Source organism: Thioalkalivibrio sp. ALJ1 (assembly GCF_000745395.1).
Taxonomy (GTDB): domain Bacteria; phylum Pseudomonadota; class Gammaproteobacteria; order Ectothiorhodospirales; family Ectothiorhodospiraceae; genus Thioalkalivibrio.
Map to the genome: position 1 here is coordinate 2,152,931 of NZ_KN050684.1, position 17,231 is coordinate 2,170,161.

At 62.4% G+C, this 17,231-nt stretch carries 18 protein-coding genes and 1 tRNA gene; 13 read left to right on the forward strand and 6 right to left on the reverse strand.

Translation table 11 applies throughout. The annotated features are described in order from the left end of the window. Nucleotides 1-4 precede the first annotated feature (4 nt). From aroA to galU, 9 genes are all read left to right on the forward strand, one after another. Nucleotides 5-1,309 (forward strand): 3-phosphoshikimate 1-carboxyvinyltransferase, encoded by a 1,305-nt coding sequence (gene aroA / locus F462_RS12450; RefSeq protein ID WP_038054656.1) that lies wholly within the window; start codon nucleotides 5-7, stop codon nucleotides 1,307-1,309. Then, nucleotides 1,306-2,013: a (d)CMP kinase gene (gene cmk, locus F462_RS12455; RefSeq protein WP_018140123.1), complete on the forward strand. Its 708-nt coding sequence runs from the start codon at nucleotides 1,306-1,308 to the stop codon at nucleotides 2,011-2,013. Before aroA ends, cmk begins: the two co-directional genes overlap by 4 nt. Nucleotides 2,014-2,098: 85 nt before the next feature. Beyond that, nucleotides 2,099-3,769, forward strand: coding sequence for a 30S ribosomal protein S1 (gene rpsA, locus F462_RS12460; RefSeq protein WP_018140122.1), 1,671 nt, complete (start codon nucleotides 2,099-2,101; stop codon nucleotides 3,767-3,769). 94 nt (nucleotides 3,770-3,863) lie between these two features. Continuing rightward, on the forward strand, nucleotides 3,864-4,160 hold the full coding sequence (locus tag F462_RS12465; RefSeq protein WP_018140121.1) for an integration host factor subunit beta: 297 nt from the start codon (nucleotides 3,864-3,866) through the stop codon (nucleotides 4,158-4,160). Nucleotides 4,161-4,170: 10 nt separating this feature from the next. Beyond that, nucleotides 4,171-4,488: a lipopolysaccharide assembly protein LapA domain-containing protein gene (locus tag F462_RS12470; RefSeq protein ID WP_018140120.1), complete on the forward strand. Its 318-nt coding sequence runs from the start codon at nucleotides 4,171-4,173 to the stop codon at nucleotides 4,486-4,488. Between the two features lie 69 nt (nucleotides 4,489-4,557). Next, the gene (locus F462_RS12475) at nucleotides 4,558-5,787 is read left to right on the forward strand and encodes a tetratricopeptide repeat protein (RefSeq protein WP_038054658.1); all 1,230 of its coding nucleotides are present in this window, start codon (nucleotides 4,558-4,560) and stop codon (nucleotides 5,785-5,787) included. Further along, a complete protein-coding gene (gene pyrF / locus F462_RS12480) occupies nucleotides 5,787-6,506 on the forward strand; it encodes an orotidine-5'-phosphate decarboxylase (RefSeq protein ID WP_038054660.1) in 720 nt (239 codons plus the stop codon). The genes F462_RS12475 and pyrF overlap by 1 nt, the downstream gene beginning before the upstream one ends. A gap of 100 nt (nucleotides 6,507-6,606) precedes the next feature. Continuing rightward, a complete protein-coding gene (locus tag F462_RS12485) occupies nucleotides 6,607-6,888 on the forward strand; it encodes a ComEA family DNA-binding protein (protein WP_038054662.1) in 282 nt (93 codons plus the stop codon). A gap of 128 nt (nucleotides 6,889-7,016) precedes the next feature. Next, the gene (gene galU, locus F462_RS12490; RefSeq protein WP_038054664.1) at nucleotides 7,017-7,904 is read left to right on the forward strand and encodes a UTP--glucose-1-phosphate uridylyltransferase GalU; all 888 of its coding nucleotides are present in this window, start codon (nucleotides 7,017-7,019) and stop codon (nucleotides 7,902-7,904) included. A gap of 9 nt (nucleotides 7,905-7,913) precedes the next feature. Here the strand turns inward: galU and F462_RS12495 are convergent, their stop codons facing one another. From F462_RS12495 to hspQ, 3 genes are read right to left on the reverse strand one after another with little or no spacing between them, the layout of a single operon-like run. Next, on the reverse strand, nucleotides 7,914-8,600 hold the full coding sequence (locus tag F462_RS12495; protein ID WP_038054666.1) for a rhomboid family intramembrane serine protease: 687 nt from the start codon (nucleotides 8,598-8,600) through the stop codon (nucleotides 7,914-7,916). A gap of 22 nt (nucleotides 8,601-8,622) precedes the next feature. Continuing rightward, nucleotides 8,623-10,308 carry a dihydroxy-acid dehydratase gene (gene ilvD, locus F462_RS12500; RefSeq protein ID WP_038054669.1) on the reverse strand — a complete coding sequence of 562 codons (1,686 nt, stop codon included), beginning with the start codon at nucleotides 10,306-10,308 and terminating at the stop codon, nucleotides 8,623-8,625. A gap of 52 nt (nucleotides 10,309-10,360) precedes the next feature. Continuing rightward, nucleotides 10,361-10,681, reverse strand: a complete 321-nt coding sequence (gene hspQ, locus F462_RS12505) for a heat shock protein HspQ (RefSeq protein ID WP_038054672.1) — start codon at nucleotides 10,679-10,681, stop codon at nucleotides 10,361-10,363. Between the two features lie 140 nt (nucleotides 10,682-10,821). Here hspQ and F462_RS12510 point away from each other — a divergent pair, with 140 nt between their 5' ends. Next, a complete protein-coding gene (locus F462_RS12510; RefSeq protein ID WP_038054674.1) occupies nucleotides 10,822-11,376 on the forward strand; it encodes an NUDIX hydrolase in 555 nt (184 codons plus the stop codon). Between the two features lie 26 nt (nucleotides 11,377-11,402). On the opposite strand, the gene F462_RS12515 is transcribed toward F462_RS12510, so the two are convergent. Beyond that, nucleotides 11,403-12,074 carry an L-fuculose-phosphate aldolase gene (locus F462_RS12515; protein ID WP_038054675.1) on the reverse strand — a complete coding sequence of 224 codons (672 nt, stop codon included), beginning with the start codon at nucleotides 12,072-12,074 and terminating at the stop codon, nucleotides 11,403-11,405. A 218-nt stretch (nucleotides 12,075-12,292) separates the two neighbouring features. Between F462_RS12515 and F462_RS12520 the strand changes: the two genes are divergently transcribed. Together F462_RS12520 and F462_RS12525 are read left to right on the forward strand one after the other, a co-directional pair. Beyond that, entirely contained in the window at nucleotides 12,293-12,760 is a 468-nt protein-coding gene (locus F462_RS12520) for a c-type cytochrome (RefSeq protein ID WP_038054677.1), read from the forward strand. A gap of 60 nt (nucleotides 12,761-12,820) precedes the next feature. Further along, nucleotides 12,821-13,675 (forward strand): c-type cytochrome, encoded by an 855-nt coding sequence (locus F462_RS12525; RefSeq protein ID WP_038054994.1) that lies wholly within the window; start codon nucleotides 12,821-12,823, stop codon nucleotides 13,673-13,675. A 64-nt stretch (nucleotides 13,676-13,739) separates the two neighbouring features. Here F462_RS12525 and F462_RS12530 read toward each other — a convergent pair. Continuing rightward, nucleotides 13,740-13,815 (reverse strand) — tRNA-Asn (locus F462_RS12530). Nucleotides 13,816-13,889: 74 nt separating this feature from the next. Next, nucleotides 13,890-15,080, reverse strand: a complete 1,191-nt coding sequence (locus tag F462_RS12535; protein ID WP_018140108.1) for a pyridoxal phosphate-dependent aminotransferase — start codon at nucleotides 15,078-15,080, stop codon at nucleotides 13,890-13,892. Nucleotides 15,081-15,165: 85 nt separating this feature from the next. Here F462_RS12535 and uvrB point away from each other — a divergent pair, with 85 nt between their 5' ends. Continuing rightward, nucleotides 15,166-17,196 (forward strand): excinuclease ABC subunit UvrB, encoded by a 2,031-nt coding sequence (gene uvrB, locus F462_RS12540; protein WP_038054997.1) that lies wholly within the window; start codon nucleotides 15,166-15,168, stop codon nucleotides 17,194-17,196. Nucleotides 17,197-17,231: the final 35 nt, after the last annotated feature.

Below are 17,231 nucleotides of genomic sequence, written 5' to 3' on the forward strand. Positions count from 1 at the left end.
ACCAATGAATACCTTTACCGTACAGCCCGGTGGGCAGCTCGCGGGCCGCGCCCGCGTGCCGGGCGACAAGTCCATCTCTCATCGTTCGATCATGCTGGGGGCCCTGGCAGAGGGCGAAACGCGCGTGACCGGCTTTCTCGAAGGGGCGGATTGCATCGCCACGCTGGAGGCCTTTCGTGCCATGGGCGTAACCATTGAGCGTACCGGGCCTGGCGATGTGCGTATCCAAGGTGCCGGTCTGCGTGGCTTGCAGGCACCAGCGGTGGCCCTCGACATGGGGAACTCGGGAACCGCGATGCGCCTGCTATGCGGTGTGCTGGCCGGTCAGGCGTTTGACAGCGAATTGGTTGGGGACCGCTCCCTGACCGGGCGGCCGATGCGACGGGTCACCGATCCGCTGGCGTTAATGGGCGCGCGGATCGATACCAGCGAGGCCGGTACGCCGCCGCTGCGGATCCACGGCGGTGCGCCGCTGCGGGGCACGGATCATGTACTCAAGGTGGCCAGTGCGCAGGTGAAATCTGCGCTCCTGCTCGCCGGGTTGTGGGCGGAGGGTCGCACCTGCGTCACCGAGCCCGCACCGACTCGCGATCATACCGAGCGGATGCTGGCCGGCTTCGGTTATCCCGTCGAGGGGGACGGACCGCGGGCCTGTGTCGAGGGCGGCGGCCAGCTGGTCGCGAGTCCCGTAGATGTGCCGGCGGACATCTCCTCGGCGGCGTTCTTCCTGGTCGGGGCCTCCATCGCTGCTGGCTCGCGGATGCGCCTGGAGCATGTTGGGATCAACCCGACCCGCACCGGTGTGATCGATATTCTGCGCCTGATGGGCGCGGAAATCCGAGTGCTCGACGAGCGCGAGGCAGGTGGTGAGCCCGTGGCCGATCTGGAAGTCGAGGCCGCCGCGCTCAAAGGCATCCAGATTCCCGAGGACCTGGTACCCCTGGCGATCGACGAGTTCCCCGCGCTCTTCGTGGCGGCCGCCTGTGCCGAGGGTGAGACGGTGCTGACCGGGGCCGAAGAACTGCGGGTGAAGGAGAGTGACCGCATCCAGGTGATGGCAGACGGCCTGGCCGCACTGGGTGTGGAGTGCGCAGTGCAGCCGGATGGGATTCGCATCCAGGGCGGAAAGGGTTTCACCGGAGGCGACGTGGACAGCCATGGCGATCACCGCATTGCGATGTCGTTCGCGATGGCGGGGTTGCGTGCTGACGCGCCAATCCGCATCCGCGATTGCTCCAACGTGGGGACCTCATTCCCCGGTTTTGTCGAATTGGCCCGCACGGCCGGATTGCAGCTGGAGGTGGTATGAGTGCCGCGATTCCTATCCTGACCATCGACGGCCCTGGTGGGGCGGGCAAAGGCACCGTGTGCATGCGCGTGGCGGCCGCGATGGGTTGGCATCTACTGGATAGCGGTGCGCTTTATCGTCTGGTCGGACTGGCCGCGCGCCAGCACGGGGTCGAATTGACCGACAAGGTCGCATTGACGCGGCTTGCCGCCGGCCTGGATGTCGATTTCGAGGTCAATCAGGACGCGACCGCCGTGAATACCTTGCTGGAAGGGGCCTCGGTGGATCAGCTTCTGCGGACGGAACAGGCGGGAAGCGACGCCTCTCAAATCGCGGCCATTCCGGCGGTTCGCGAGGCGCTACTGGCGCGTCAGCGGGGCTTTGCAAAGGCCCCAGGGCTGGTGGCCGATGGGCGCGATATGGGCACGGTGGTCTTCCCCGACGCGGACCTGAAGGTGTTCCTGACGGCCTCCGCCGAGGAGCGTGCCCGGCGACGTTACATGCAGTTGAAGGAACAAGGACTTAGTGCTAATCTCTCCGCCCTTCAGGACGAGATGGAGGCGCGTGACCGCCGCGACCGCGAGCGTAGCGTGGCCCCCCTCAAGCCCGCCGAAGATGCCTGGGAACTGGATACCACGGACCTCGACATCGTTGGCGTGGTGGACATGATCCTGGAGCGCCTCCGGGACGTACTCCCGGAACCAAGCCCCCGCCCCGCGGAATAAGCCGTCGGAAGCGGGATCATAAACGTCTAGAACTGGTTGCAGGAAGTTTCTGCAAGCATTTGTTAAACCACAGGTTCACAAATCCATGAGTGAAAGTTTCGCGCAACTGCTCGAAGAGAGCATGGCCTACACCCAGATGCAGCCGGGTGCCATCCTCAGTGCTACCGTCATTGAGGTCACCCCGGAAGTCGTCGTGGTGAACGCCGGCTTGAAATCCGAGGGGGTCATTCCCACCGAGCAGTTCATGAACGACGAGGGTGAGCTCGAGGTCAAGGTCGGCGATGTCGTCGAAGTGGCCCTCGAGACCCCGGAAGACGGTTTCGGCGAGACGCGCATGTCGCGCGAGAAGGCCAAGCGGGCCAAGGCCTGGGACCGTCTTGAAGGGGCCATGGAAGAAGAGCAGTACGTCACCGGCAAGATCTCCGGCAAGGTCAAGGGCGGCTACACCGTCGAGCTGGGTGACATTCGTGCATTCCTTCCGGGTTCGCTCGTGGATGTCCGCCCGGTGCGCGATACCGCGTATCTGGAAGGCAAAGAGCTGGAGTTCAAGCTCATCAAGCTCGACCGTCGCCGCAATAACGTGGTCGTGTCGCGTCGCGCCGTGGTCGAGCAGGAATACAGCGCCGAACGCGAAGAACTGCTGAAGAATTTGCAGGAAGGCGCGCAGGTCAAGGGCATCGTCAAGAACCTCACCGACTACGGTGCGTTCCTGGATCTGGGCGGTATCGACGGCCTGCTGCACATTACGGATATGGCCTGGAAGCGTGTGAAGCATCCGTCCGACGTGGTCGAGATCGGCCAGGAAGTCGAAGTCAAGGTGCTGAAGTTTGACCGCGAGCGCATGCGCGTATCGCTGGGCCTGAAGCAGCTGGGCGAGGATCCGTGGGAGAACATCACCCGCCGTTACCCGACCGGCACCCGCATCTTCGGCAAGGTCACCAACATCACCGACTACGGCTGCTTCGTGGAAATCGAAGACGGCGTGGAAGGCCTGGTGCACGTGTCCGAGATGGACTGGACCAACAAGAACGTGAATCCGGGCAAGATGGTCGCAATCGGCGACGAGGTCGAGGTCATGATCCTGGACCTGGACGAAGAGCGCCGCCGCATCTCGCTGGGCATGAAACAGTGCCAGTCCAACCCGTGGGACGACTTCGCAGCCAACCACAATCGTGGCGAGAAGGTCCATGGCCAGATCAAGTCCATCACCGACTTCGGTGTGTTTGTCGGCCTGGACGGCGGCATCGATGGCCTGATTCATCTGTCCGACCTGTCCTGGCATGAAGCCGGTGAAGAGGCGATCCGCAACTTCAAGAAGGGTGACGAGGTCGAGGCGGTGGTCCTGTCCGTGGATCCCGAGCGTGAGCGCATCTCCCTGGGCCTGAAGCAGCTGGATCGTGACCCGTTTGCCAACTTCGTGGCGGAACACAGCAAGGGCAGTATCGTGTCCGGTACCGTCAAGGAAGTTGACGCCAAGGCCGCCGTGATCGAGCTGGCCGATGGGATCGACGGCATCCTGCGTGCGTCGGATATCTCCCAGGACCGTGTGGAAGATGCCAGCACCGTGCTGAAGGTCGGCGAGACGGTCGAGGCGAAGTTCATGGGTGTCGACAAGAAGACCCGTGCCATCAGCCTTTCGATTAAGGCGAAGGATCGTGCCGAGGAAGCCGAAATGGTCTCCGACTACGGCAGCAACGCGGGTGGTGGTACGACCCTGGGCGACCTGCTGAAGGAACAGATGGGCAAGAACGACTAAAGCCCGCTCTGATCAGGCCCACGACGCCGCGGGGTGTCGTGGGCCATTTTGTACCGGGAAACCGGATAATTTCCTAGTCTGTGACGAGTGCCAGATGACCAAATCGGAATTGATCGAGAACCTCGCCCGGAAATCGCCTCACCTGCCTGCCAGGGATGTCGAGATGTCGGTGAAGGCATTACTCGAACGGATGAGTCATGCCTTGGCCAATGGTCAACGGGTGGAGATCCGTGGCTTCGGTAGTTTTTCCCTGCATTTCCGGCCCCCGCGGCTGGGACGCAATCCGAAAACGGGAGAGGGCGTGGCCCTGCCCGGCAAACATGTCCCTCATTTCAAGCCCGGCAAGGAACTGCGTGAACGGGTAAACGGTTCGGCAGACGGAAACGATTAGGCGACCGTCGATGGACGATCGTCGTCGTCAGCAGATCCGCAATATCGTGGCTTTTGCCGCGCTCATCGTGATTTCTTCGGCGGTGGGCATCCTCGTTGTACTGAATGAAGAGCTGGTCACACTGGCCCTGCCGGGTGTCCGCATCGAGGCACCCTTGGTGGTGCTGCTTGGTATCTCGGCCCTGTTCGGGGTCGCCATTGCTTCGCTGATCCTTTGGCTGCGTCTGCGTCGCCTGCGGCAGAAGATTGCCCAGCTGCGTGAACAAAACCACGCCCTCAAGGTTGAGGTGGAACAACTGCGTACCGCTCCCATGCGGGACTTCTACTAGTCGCGCGTTGCTGCATGCGATCCGTGGTCACACTCATCGTGTTGCTCGCACCCGGGAATTCCCCACCCCATGATTGACGACTGGTTTTGGCTGCTGCTCCCCATCGCGGCCGCAAGCGGTTGGTGGCTGGCGCGCTATGGCGTCCTGGAAGACCGTGAGGAACCGGAACCTTCGCTGGACCGCTATCTGGAAGGGGTGCGGCACCTGCTGGATGATCGTACCGATGATGCCCTGCAGGCCTTCATCGAGATGGTGGAGGTGGATCACGAGACCTTCGAGACGCACGTCATTCTGGGCCGGTTGTTTCGGCGCCGGGGAGAAGTCGACCGCGCCATACGGATTCATCAAAACCTCGTTGCTCGCCCCACCTTGCCGCCATCCCAACGTGCCCAAGCCATGTGTGAGTTGGGAGAGGATTTCCTTCTTGCCGGAGTGCTTGACCGGGCGGAGGCAGTGTTTCGAGAGCTGGCCGACTCTCCCCACCAGGCGGTCGCCGCTCTGGAAGGGTTGCGGCAGGTGTACGAAACGCAAAGGGAGTGGGAAAGGGCGATTGAGGTAGGGGATCGTCTAAAGGCTCATGGCGTTCCGCATGAGCAACAGCGGATTGCTCACTATCATTGCGAGCTCGCACAGATCGCGCTGGAGAAAGAGGATTGGGACGCGGCCCGGTCACGGGCCGCGCAGGCAGAGGCCCTGGTTCCCGGTCTGTCGCGGGCGCTATTAATCCAGTCGGAGATCGCTGCACGGCGGGACGAGGTTCGAGAGGCAATCCGTTTCGGGCGCGATGCGGTGGCTCGGACCCCGCAGTTGGCTCCTTTGCTGGTGCCGCGCCTGGAGCGGCTTCACCAGGCACTCCCGGGCGAGAATCGCCTCGGTCAATTGGAAGAGCTTTTGGACGAGCTTGCACGGACCCGTGGTATCACCATGGCCCGTATTGCGTTGATGCGACTTTACCGCCGCACCGGTCGCCTGGATGCGGCACTGGCCGAACTGGGTATGATCCTGTCGCAACGTCCGGTCCCGACATCGGGCCTGCTCGAGGCGGTACGCTGGATGAAGATCCTTCCAGCGGTGCAGCAATACAGCGCCGAATTTTCGGCGTTTGAAAAGGCATTGGCGGACCAACTGGGTAGTCAGCACCTGTACCAGTGCGTGAACTGCGGTTATCAGGGGCGGGCGCATGTGTGGCAGTGCCCCAGCTGTCGTCGTTGGGACACGTTGCGCGGCCTGGATTTCGACATTGATCAAACGACGGAGGCCGCCGAGGAGGCGCTCATCCGCGAAGGGAGCTCCAATTGATGAACCCAGCCCTGGAACCTGCGACCCGATTGATTGTAGCTCTCGACTTTCCGGATGCGGACGCCGCCCTCCGTTTTGCTGGACAGCTGGACCCGCGGCAATGCGCGCTGAAGGTGGGATTCGAGCTCTTTGTGGTTGCCGGCCCCGACCTTCTGCAGCGGCTGCATGACCTGGGATTCCGGGTTTTTCTGGACCTGAAGTTTCACGATATCCCGAACACGGTGGCCGCCGCCTGTCGCGCGGCCGCACGCAAAGGAGTGTGGCTGATCAACGTCCACGCCAGTGGTGGCCTGGAGATGATGCGGGTTGCCCATGAGGCTGTGCGTGAGACGAATGACACCACCGCGCTTCTCGCCGTGACCGTGCTTACCTCCAGCGACTCCGAGACCCTGCGCGAAACAGGCGTGAGCCGATCGCCCGCCGATCAGGTCAGCCTGTTGGGGGAGTTGGCCGTCAAGCAGGCCGGGCTTGAGGGTCTGGTGTGCTCGGCCCAGGAGGCAAGCGCTTTACGACGGGAGCTGGGAGACGAGGCCCTGCTGGTGACGCCCGGAATCCGACTGGAAGGAGCCGGAGACGACGACCAGAAACGGGTAATGACCCCGGAGCGGGCGATTGCGGCCGGGGCCAGCGCAATCGTGGTCGGCCGGCCCATTACCCGGGCTGCGGATCCGGCGGCCGCAATGGAGACTTTCGTCTCACGTCTGGGGTCCGCCGGATAACGCCTGTGGGTCCAGGGGCTTTTCGGATGGAATCGATCCCGCTAGGATGCCGTTGGTGCATGGACGCACCGATGACTTAGCGAAGATAAGGAGGATTTTCATGAAACCGATTTTTCAATGCGCCAAATGCTGGGCCCTGGCCGCACTCTGCGTACTGCCGCTGGTGATGCTCACCGCGTCTGGTGGGCAACCCGTCGACCTGAATGCCGCATCCGCCGACGAGCTGTCCATGCTGGACAACGTGGGTCCGGTCAAGGCACAGGCGATCGTGGAACATCGCGAGGCGCATGGTGACTTTGCCTCGGTGCAGGCGCTGTCGGAGGTATCCGGCATTGGCGAACGCACGGTGGAGATGAATCTCGACCGTATCGTCGTCGAGTAGTAGTCGCGGCGGCATACGTGGCCGCCTGACTGCAGCCCCCGGTCGATGGGTCCGGCAGGACGCATGGGCTGGGGGTTTATGGTTAAGGATCCCTTGATCGCTTTTCCCTTGAGTGCCCCGGAGATTGAATGAGCCAGAATCACGCCCCAATCCGTACCGCCGTGTTCCCCGTTGCCGGGATGGGTACGCGTTTTCTGCCTGCAACCAAGGCGAATCCAAAGGAAATGCTTCCGGTCGTCGATAAGCCGCTGATCCAGTACGCGGCCGAGGAGGCCGTTGCGGCGGGGATCGAAACGCTCGTGTTCGTAACCGGTCGCAACAAGCGGTCCATCCCGGATCATTTCGACAAGGCCTACGAGTTGGAGATGGAACTCGAGGAGCGCGGCAAGACCGAGCTGTTGGAACAGGTGCGCAATATCGTGCCGCCGCGGGTGACTTGCGTGTACGTACGTCAGTCGGATGCGCTGGGTTTGGGGCACGCCGTCGCTTGCGCTCATCCTATTGTGCGCAATGAGCCTTTCGCGGTGATCCTGGCGGACGACTTGATTGAATCGACCAACGGGGGCGCCACCCGCCAGATGGTCGAGCAGTACAATCAACACGGTTGTAGCGTGCTAGGCGTCGAAGAGGTCCCGGAAGATCGTACCCACCAGTACGGCATCATCGATCCGGTTCAGACCGGGCCGCGTAGCTGGGACGTGAAAGGGATTGTGGAGAAGCCGGAACCGTCCGAAGCCCCATCCAGCGTGGCCGTCGTCGGGCGTTATATCCTGACGCCAAAGATTTTCAAGATGCTGGCCACTCAGGAGCCGGGTGCGGGCGGAGAGATCCAGCTGACCGATGCCATTGCTCGTTTGCTCGAACTGGAACGGGTGACTGCCTTCAACTTCGCGGGCCGCCGATTTGATTGCGGTAGCAAGCTGGGCTATCTGGAGGCGACGGTCGAGTTCGCACTTAACCACCCGGAACTCAAAGACGATTTCGCGGACTATCTGCGCACGCGTACGGCGGGCTAATAGCGGGCTTCACCACCAGAAGCGGCGCTCGCGCGGCCGAATCGGCAAGCGCCCACGCCAGTACTGGATCAGCAGGAAGCCAAAGGCCATCCCACCCAAGTGGGCGAAGTGGGCGATCCCGGCCAGGGTGCCCGATATCCCCAGATACAACTCCAGGGCTCCATACGCCATCACGAAGTACTTCGCCTTGATCGGGATGGGCAGGAAGATCAGGAACAAGCGCTGGTTGGGAAACATCATCCCGAATGCCAGCAAGACGCCGAAGACCCCGCCCGAGGCTCCAATAGTGGGGTAGATCATGTCGCCGTTGCCGTAGGCCGTCACCACCAGTTGGACCAGCCCGGCACCAATCACGCAGAGCAGGAAATAGGTCGCGAATGTCCGCGAACCCCAGGCGTTTTCGATCTGAACCCCCAGCATCCAGACGGCGAACAGATTCACGAACAGGTGGATCGGCCCGCCGTGCAAAAAGCCGTACGAAACCAGCTGCCAGAGCTGGAAATCGGGCACCCGCATCCACGCCCCATGCTGATGGACAGTGGCCGGTGTCCCAATAGGCCACAGTCCGAAATGGCTGATCAGCCAGTCGCCCAGCCAGGGCATGGACAGAAACAGGGCGACGTTGGTGATCAGCAGGAAGCCGATCACCGGTGGCATCATGCGGAAGTCCGGATGGCGGGGGTCGGGATGAGTCATTGCCCTGTGCGTCTCTCGGGCATTAGGTGAAGTCGTCGGTTACGGCACCCCGACTGGCGGATCCGACCGTTCGCGCATACTTGCCCAGCACCCCGCGATCGAAGCGGGGTGCCGGGACCTGCCAGGCGGCGCGGCGGCTCTCCAGCTCGCGTTCGTCGACTTCCAGCGAAAGGCGATTGGTGTACGCGTCGATCTCGATGGTGTCGCCATCGTGCACCAGGGCAATGGTCCCGCCCGCGGCGGCTTCGGGCGCCACATGCCCGACGACCATGCCGTAGGTTCCCCCGGAAAAGCGCCCGTCGGTAATCAGACCGACGGTATCGCCGAGGCCTGCCCCGATGATGGCGGCAGTGGGTGCGAGCATCTCGCGCATGCCAGGTCCGCCCCGTGGCCCCTCGTAGCGAATCACCAGGATGTCACCTGCCTGGATCTTGCCCGCAAGGATCGCATCCAGGCATTCCTCCTCGGAATCAAAGCAGCGGGCAGGGCCGGAGATCGCCGTTCGTTTGAGTCCCGTGATCTTGGCAACCGCTCCCTCTTCGGCCAGATTCCCCTTGAGCACGGCCAGGTGGCCATGGGCGTACAACGGATTGTTCAGCGGTCGGATGATGTCCTGGTCGGAGGGCGGGGCATCCGGGATATCGGCCAGCGTTTCGGCCAGGGTCTGGCCGCTAATGGTCAGACAATCCCCATGCAGAAGGCCGGCAGTGAGCAACATCTTCATCACCTGGGGCGTGCCGCCGACTTGGTGAAACTGGGTGGTCACATAGCGCCCGGAGGGCTTCAGGTCACATAACACCGGGACCTTGCGGCGGATCCGTTCGACGTCGTCGATGTCGAGCGGGACTTCGGCCGCATGCGCAATGGCCAGCAGGTGGAGGACGGCATTGGTCGAGCCTCCCACGGCCATGACCACGGCCAGGGCATTCTCGAAGGCCTCGCGGGTCAGGATGTCGCGGGGGCGGCGATTCGCATGGATGGCATCCAGCAGGACTTCGGCCGATCGGGCGGCGGATTCCGCTTTTTCCGGGTCTTCGGCCGCCTGCGTGGACGAACCAGGAAGGCTCATACCCATTGCCTCGAAGGCACTGGACATGGTGTTGGCGGTAAACATGCCGCCACAGGAACCCGCTCCTGGGCAGGCGTTGCGTTCGACACCCTGCAGATCCTCGTCCGAAAGCTTCCCTGCGCCATGCTGGCCGACGGCCTCGAAGGCGCTGACGATCGTCAGGTCCTGATCCTTGTAATGGCCGGGCTTGATGGTGCCACCATAGACAAAGATGCCCGGCACGTTTAGACGGGCCAGGGCGATCATTGCGCCGGGCATGTTCTTGTCACAGCCTCCGGTGGCCAGGATGCCGTCCATGCTCTGGCCATTGACCACCGTCTCGATGGCATCGGCAATGACCTCACGGGACACCAGCGAGTACTTCATGCCCGGGGTGCCCATGGAGATGCCATCGGAGATCGTGATGGTGCCGAAGGTCTGTGGCATCCCGCCGGCACGGCGCACGGCTTGCTCCGCACGTTCGGCCAGGGCGCCAATCCCCATGTTGCAGGGGGTGATGGTGCTGTGCGCATTCGCGAGGCCCACGATCGGACGCTGGAAATCCTCGTCGCCAAACCCGACGGCGCGCAACATGGCGCGGTTAGGCGTGCGGCGCGTGCCTTCGGTGACGACGCGACTGCGGCGGTTGTCCTGTGCCATGGTCTTCCCTGTGGTTTGAGTTAAGGCGCCACGACGCCAATGGGTGCCCGAGCTAGTGGGCGCCCGGATCCCCGTGGCGCAGATAGCGGCCGTTCATGAAACGATCGAAGAAACGACCCAGGGTGGGATGCTCGATCTGCTCACCACGGGTGTCGGCTTCGAGGTGACGCTCGGCTACGTAGGTGCTGTGCGAATAGCCATCTACCAGCACGTGATACCACGGCTGGTCTCTGGGTGGGCGACTCTTCGCGACGGTCTCGTACCATTCGTCGGAGCCGGCGTATACCGGGTCGACGTCGACGATCACACCACGGTAATCGAACTTGGTATGGTGGACGAGCTCACCAATGGTAAAGCGTGTGCGTGTGGTCATGTCCGCCTCTGTACGGCCTTGGTGCATCGGTCTTAACTATGGACCACGCTGGGTGGTGCGTGTTCGCGGTTGGCCGGACTCAATTCCCATCCATCAACAAACCGGCGATTTTTCTTGCCTATTGCCCCTACGGTACCGTCATGAGTCACGAGCCTTCAGGCCTGAGCCCCCATTTTCAACGCCTCGTCCCCGAGGGTGATGATCGCGAGCGGCGCGTCTGTGACCATTGTGGCTTCATCGACTATGAGAATCCGCGAATCATCGTCGGCAGCGTGGCCATCTGGGAGGACCGCGTATTGCTCTGTCGGCGCGCCATCGAACCACGGAAGGGTTACTGGACCCTGCCGGCCGGTTTCATGGAACGGGGTGAAACGCCCGATCAGGGTGCGCGTCGCGAGGCCTGGGAAGAGGCCCGCGCGAACCTGGAGACCGAGCAGCTACTCGGGGTTTACAGCGTGCAGCACATCGGGCATGTCCAGATGATCTACCGTGCCCGGCTGCTAACCGATGCCATTGCACCGGGCCCGGAATCGGAGGAAGTCGGCCTGTTCCGGTTCGATGACTTGCCAACGGATCTGGCGTTCCCTTCGGTCACCTGGGCCCTGGAGCACTACCTCGAGACCCGGGATCAGACCGATTTCGCCCCGCGTTCCGCACCGCTGCCGGTGGTGGATGCCGAGTCCGCGGGTCTCTAGGTGTGGAGTTTCACACCTAGGGAGCGCTACGAGTCCCCGCGCCGGGGGCCGTAGTCCCTGAACTTCTCCATCACTCGTTCCATCTCCGCGTCGTCCAGGAGCTGCGGCCCGCCGATCTGCAGGCTGAGCACGTACTGTTGCGCCAGCAGTTCGACTTCTTCGGTGAGCCACAAGGCCCGTTCCAGCGACGGCCCAGCCGCAATCATCCCATGATTGGCCAGCAGGCAGGCCGTGCGCCCTTCGAGTGCCGTGACGGCTTGCTGCGACAGGTTCTCGGTCCCGAAGGTGGCATAGGGTGCACAACGGATGGAGTTTCCGCCGGCGGCGGCCACCATATAGTGCAGGGCAGGGATATCGCGGCCCTGTATTGCGACCACACTGGCATAAACCGAATGCACGTGAACCACCGCGTGAAGTTCCGGCCGGGCCTGAAGGATCGCGCGATGGAAATGCCATTCGCTGGAAGGCTTGCGTCCGTCCAGCCAGCGCCCATTCGCATCCACATACACCAGGTCGTCGGGCTCCAGGTCCTCGTAGCGAACGCCGGATGGCGTGATCAGCATGCCGGCCCCAAGCCGGGCGCTGATGTTTCCAGAGGTACCTTGGTTCAGGCCGCGGCGGTTCGTCTCCAGTCCTGTATGGATGATCGCTTCTCGGAGTCGGGTCTCTTCAGGCGAGCAGGCAGAGGGGTGGGACATGAATCGTGAACCGAAGGTGGAAGTGACCTGATTGTACCGTTTTGAAACGGGAACACCGGGGGCCTTTTGAGGTCCATCACATAAGCCCGCGTAGCGGGTGTGGTGATGGCGGTTCTGCATGGCACGAAGCGGACCGTCTCTCTATAGTCAATTTGGATATCCGAGTCGCCGTCTGCGAAGGGGCTCGCTTTTTGGGATCAGTACAGGGAGGAAACACCATGAAGAACATTGCACGCCTCGTTACCGCCACTTCTGTCGCTGCCGCGCTGACGCTTGGTCTAAGTGCGGGCAGCACGGTCCATGCATTCGATGAACATGAGGCCACCATCGATTACCGTCAGGGTGTCATGCGCGCCATTGGTGGGAACGTGGGTGCCTTTGCCGCCGTCGTCGTGGATGGTGCCGATTTCGGCGACAACCTGAAGATGCACACCAGTCAGTTGGTCGCGCTGACCCAGGATATCCCCAGCCTGTTTCCGGAAGGGAGCGACTTCCCCGATACCGATGCGAAAGAAGAGATATGGGAGAACTGGGACCGTTACGTAGAGCTTTCGAACGACACTCGTGAGGCCGCCGAGGCCCTGCATGCTGCCGTCGAGGCCGGTGACGAAGACGAATACGCCATCCGGTTCCGCAACCTTGGCCAGTCCTGCCAGGCCTGTCACGACGATTTCCGCCGCGACTAAGTCATGCTTGGTCTGCAACTCAAGGGGCTGACAGCTTTGCTGTCAGCCCTGTTTTTGTTGATGCCTTCGGTACAAGCCGAGGTGTCCATTGGCGAGCATGACCCCGCTGCGGGTGGCGATGAACAGATTGCCTATGGTGAGTATGTCTTGCGCGCGGGGGGGTGTGTCACCTGCCACACCGCCCAAGATGGCGAGTTTCTGGCCGGTGGGCGCCCGATCGAAAGCCCATTCGGTGTCTTCTACGGACCCAATATCACGCCTGATGAAGAATACGGGATCGGCCGCTGGTCGGAGGCGGACTTCAAACGCGCCATGCTCGAGGGCCGTGGCCCGGATGGCCGGCATTATTACCCGGCATTCCCATACACGTCCTACACCAAGATGAAGCCGCAGGACGTGGAGGCGTTATGGGCCTTCCTGCAGTCTGAAGTGGAGCCTGAGGCGCGGGAGAACACACCGCACGATCTGGTGTGGTTTGCGCGGTTTCGGCCCTCTCTGGTGGGTTGGAAGTGGCTGCATTTCGAACCCGGTACCTTCGAACCGGACCCGGATCAATCCGAGCAGTGGAATCGCGGGGCCTACCTGACCCTGGCACTGGGACACTGCATGGAGTGCCACACTCCACGTACACGCACCGGCGGGCTCGACCTGGAACGTCTTGGGGCGGGTGCCCGGCTACCGGATGACGATGTCGCCGGCAACATCACCCCGGACCGGGAAACCGGTATCGGGCGCTGGGGCGAGCGCCACATCGCGCGTTATCTGGAGATGGGACTGACTCGGGATGGTGACTTCGCTGGCGGTGGTATGGCGGATGTAATCGATCACGGTACATCGCACCTCACCGACGAAGACCGACGCGCCATCGCCGTCTATTTGAAATCTCTGGACCCGATCGCCCACGAACCGGATTAGCCGGATGACTTGTTGGTCGCCACAAAAAAGGCCAGATCACGTTGATCTGGCCTTCCTTTGTATCTGGCTCCCCGGGACGGGCTCGAACCGCCGACCTAGTGATTAACAGTCACCCGCTCTACCGACTGAGCTACCGGGGAATTGGGCGCAAATCCTAATCGGGCGGGGCAGGGGCGTCAAGGAAAATCTGGCCTCATGCCCCCTTCGCTGGTCATTACCGGTGGCGAGCGGCGAACTCGCGCAGGCGATCCAGGGCCTTGTCCAGCTGGTCAACGCTGGTGGCAAAGGAGACGCGGACGTGCCCGGGGGCACCAAAAGCGCTGCCCGGGACCAGAGCCACGCCGACCTCGTCCAGGAGTTGTTTGGTCAGGGCAACGTCGGTATCGATATCCGCCGCTTGCATTAGCCCCGTAACCCGGGGAAAGCAGTAGAAGGTGCCATCCGGCATCAGGCAGTCAATGCCGTCGATGGCGTTCAGGCCGTCCACCACGTGGCGAGCACGCTCAGCAAATGCGGAGCACATGGCGACCACGCAGCCCTGATCACCTTCCAGTGCCGCCTCGGCACCCGCCTGGGCGATGGAGGTCGGGTTGGACGTGCTTTGCGACTGGATCTTCTTCATCGCGGCGATCAGGTTCTTCGGCCCGGCGGCATAACCGATGCGCCAGCCGGTCATCGCATAAGCCTTGGAGACACCATTCAGTACCACCGTGCGCTCCAGGAGATCCGGGGCCACATTCACGATGTTGACGAACGGGGCTGACCCGAAGCGGATATGCTCATACATGTCGTCGGTCGCGATCACCACCCGTGGGTGGCGCCGAAGCACATCGGCAAGATCGTTCAGCTCGTCTGCGGTGTAGGCTGCACCCGTCGGATTGGATGGACTGTTCAGAAACACGAGCCGCGTGTTCGGCGTAATCGCGGCCTCCAGTTGTTTTCCGGTGATGCGGAACCCCGCCTCCTGCTCGGCACTGACGACAACCGGGCGGGCGCCTGCGAGCAGGGCAATGTCAGGGTAGGAGACCCAGTAGGGGGCAGGAATGACGACCTCGTCACCCGGATTCAGCAGGGCCTGGCAGAGGTTGAAGATGCTCTGCTTGCCGCCGGAGGAAACCAGGATCTGGTCGGGGGTGAACGTCAGGCCGTTGTCGCGATCAAACTTCCGAATAATCGCGGCCTTCAGGCTGGCCGTTCCGTCGACGGGAGTGTACTTGGTTTCTCCGCGGGCAAGCGCGTCCACTGCGGCCTGCTTGATATGCTCGGGGGTATCGAAATCCGGCTCTCCGGCCCCCAGCCCGACAATATCCCGACCCTCCGATCGCAGCTGGGCGGCCAAGGCGCTGACGGCGAGAGTGGGGGAGGGCTGGATGCGCTGGACGCGGTCGGAGAGCTCGATTTCCAAGGTGGGGGCCTCTGTGTGATCGGGTCGATGGTCCGCGTGGGCGGCTAGGTGCGAAATGATACTGAAATCAGGCGCGGAGGATAAGGTGCAACCAGGCGAGGGTGAGCAATTCAAGGTCGTATCGGAGTACCAGCCGGCGGGCGATCAACCGGCCGCGATCCAGGCGCTGACGGATGGCATCGACGCGGGGCTGGCTCATCAGGTGCTGCTGGGCGTAACCGGCTCCGGCAAGACCTTCACCATTGCGAACGTCATCGAGAACATTCAGCGCCCCACCATTATCCTGGCCCCCAACAAGACGCTCGCGGCGCAGTTGTACGGCGAATTCAAGGAGTTCTTCCCCCACAACACGGTGGAGTACTTTGTTTCGTACTACGACTACTACCAGCCGGAGGCCTACGTCCCTTCGTCGGATACCTACATCGAGAAGGACGCGTCGATCAACGACCACATCGAACAGATGCGTCTTTCGGCTACTCGCGCGCTACTGGAACGTCGTGACGCAATCATCGTGGCCTCGGTGTCCGCGATCTACGGCCTGGGCGATCCGCGGAAGTATCTCTCGATGGTGCTGCACATTGAACGCGGCGACCGCATTGATCAGCGCGACCTGCTGCGGCGCTTGGCCGAACTGCAGTACACCCGCAACGACACCGAGCTGCGCCGTGCGACGTACCGCGTGCGGGGCGAGGTGATCGACATCCACCCGGCGGAATCGGACAACGAAGCCGTGCGCATCGAGCTATTCGATGACGAGGTGGAGCGGCTTTCGTATTTCGACCCCCTGACGGGTGAACAGCTACGTACCGTGCCGCGCCTGACGGTTTATCCAAAAACGCACTATGTGACGCCGCGTGAAACCCTGCTCGGCGCAGTGGATCACATCCGTGACGAGCTGAAGGAGCGGCTGGACTTCCTGCGCAAGGAAGACCGACTGGTCGAGGCGCAGCGCCTGGAACAACGCACTCTGTTCGACCTGGAGATGATCCTGGAGATTGGTTATTGCAACGGGATCGAGAACTACTCGCGCTATCTCTCCGGGCGCGCCCCGGGCGAGCCACCGCCGACCTTTTTTGATTACCTGCCCAAGGATGCGCTGCTGGTGATCGACGAGTCGCACGTCTCCGTGCCGCAGGTAGGCGGGATGTACAAGGGTGACCGCTCGCGCAAGGAGACCCTGGTGGAATACGGCTTCCGTCTGCCTTCGGCCCTGGACAACCGGCCACTGCGCTTCGAGGAGTTCGAGGCCCTGCAACCACAGACGATCTACGTGTCGGCAACGCCCGGTCCCTACGAACGTGAACATGCCGGAGCGATTGTCGACCAGGTGGTGCGCCCGACGGGCCTGCTGGACCCGGAGCTCGAAGTCCGCCCGGCCGGGACCCAGGTGGACGATGCCCTGTCCGAGGTCCGCGATCGAGTAGAGCGCAACGAGCGGGTTCTGATCACCACGCTGACCAAGCGCATGGCGGAAGACCTAACGGATTACCTGACGGAACACGGGGTGCGTGTCCGCTACCTGCACTCCGATATCGATACCGTGGAGCGCATGGAGATCATCCGCGACCTGCGCCTGGGGGAATTCGACGTACTGGTTGGCATCAACCTGCTGCGCGAGGGCCTGGATATGCCCGAAGTCTCCCTGGTGGCGATTCTTGATGCCGACAAGGAAGGCTTTCTGCGCTCCGATCGTTCGTTGATCCAGACCATTGGGCGCGCGGCGCGCAACGTGAATGGCAAGGCCATTCTGTATGCCGACAAGGTGACCGGTTCCATGCGGCGAGCGATTGACGAAACCGAGCGCCGCCGGGCGAAACAGATCGAGCACAACGAGGCCCACGGCATTACCCCCAAGGGCATTCAGAAAAACATTGCGGACATCTTGGAGGCGCGGAATGCAACGCCCGGTTCCGGTGGCCGCCGCGGTCGCAAGGTCGCGGAGGAGGGCGCCGACTATGTGGGCACCCCAGAGAAAGCGGCTAAAGAGATCGAGCGCCTGGAACAGGAGATGTTCGCCAAGGCTCGCGACCTTGAGTTCGAAGAGGCCGCCCGCATTCGCGACCGAATCGAAAAGCTGAAGGCACTCGCCTTTCTCCCCGAAGCATCGCTATCCTGAAGGGATTGCTCCTGCGCGAGCGCCACTTCGAGCTT

What these genes read in the sequence shown, in the direction of transcription:
- aroA (WP_038054656.1), top strand. Translation starts at nt 5, where the DNA reads ATGAATACCTTTACCGTACAGCCCGGTGGGCAGCTCGCGGGCCGCGCC.
- cmk (WP_018140123.1), top strand. Translation starts at nt 1,306, where the DNA reads ATGAGTGCCGCGATTCCTATCCTGACCATCGACGGCCCTGGTGGGGCG.
- rpsA (WP_018140122.1), top strand. Translation starts at nt 2,099, where the DNA reads ATGAGTGAAAGTTTCGCGCAACTGCTCGAAGAGAGCATGGCCTACACC.
- F462_RS12465 (WP_018140121.1), top strand. Translation starts at nt 3,864, where the DNA reads ATGACCAAATCGGAATTGATCGAGAACCTCGCCCGGAAATCGCCTCAC.
- F462_RS12470 (WP_018140120.1), top strand. Translation starts at nt 4,171, where the DNA reads ATGGACGATCGTCGTCGTCAGCAGATCCGCAATATCGTGGCTTTTGCC.
- F462_RS12475 (WP_038054658.1), top strand. Translation starts at nt 4,558, where the DNA reads ATGATTGACGACTGGTTTTGGCTGCTGCTCCCCATCGCGGCCGCAAGC.
- pyrF (WP_038054660.1), top strand. Translation starts at nt 5,787, where the DNA reads ATGAACCCAGCCCTGGAACCTGCGACCCGATTGATTGTAGCTCTCGAC.
- F462_RS12485 (WP_038054662.1), top strand. Translation starts at nt 6,607, where the DNA reads ATGAAACCGATTTTTCAATGCGCCAAATGCTGGGCCCTGGCCGCACTC.
- galU (WP_038054664.1), top strand. Translation starts at nt 7,017, where the DNA reads ATGAGCCAGAATCACGCCCCAATCCGTACCGCCGTGTTCCCCGTTGCC.
- F462_RS12495 (WP_038054666.1), bottom strand. Translation starts at nt 8,600, where the DNA reads ATGACTCATCCCGACCCCCGCCATCCGGACTTCCGCATGATGCCACCG.
- ilvD (WP_038054669.1), bottom strand. Translation starts at nt 10,308, where the DNA reads ATGGCACAGGACAACCGCCGCAGTCGCGTCGTCACCGAAGGCACGCGC.
- hspQ (WP_038054672.1), bottom strand. Translation starts at nt 10,681, where the DNA reads ATGACCACACGCACACGCTTTACCATTGGTGAGCTCGTCCACCATACC.
- F462_RS12510 (WP_038054674.1), top strand. Translation starts at nt 10,822, where the DNA reads ATGAGTCACGAGCCTTCAGGCCTGAGCCCCCATTTTCAACGCCTCGTC.
- F462_RS12515 (WP_038054675.1), bottom strand. Translation starts at nt 12,074, where the DNA reads ATGTCCCACCCCTCTGCCTGCTCGCCTGAAGAGACCCGACTCCGAGAA.
- F462_RS12520 (WP_038054677.1), top strand. Translation starts at nt 12,293, where the DNA reads ATGAAGAACATTGCACGCCTCGTTACCGCCACTTCTGTCGCTGCCGCG.
- F462_RS12525 (WP_038054994.1), top strand. Translation starts at nt 12,821, where the DNA reads ATGCCTTCGGTACAAGCCGAGGTGTCCATTGGCGAGCATGACCCCGCT.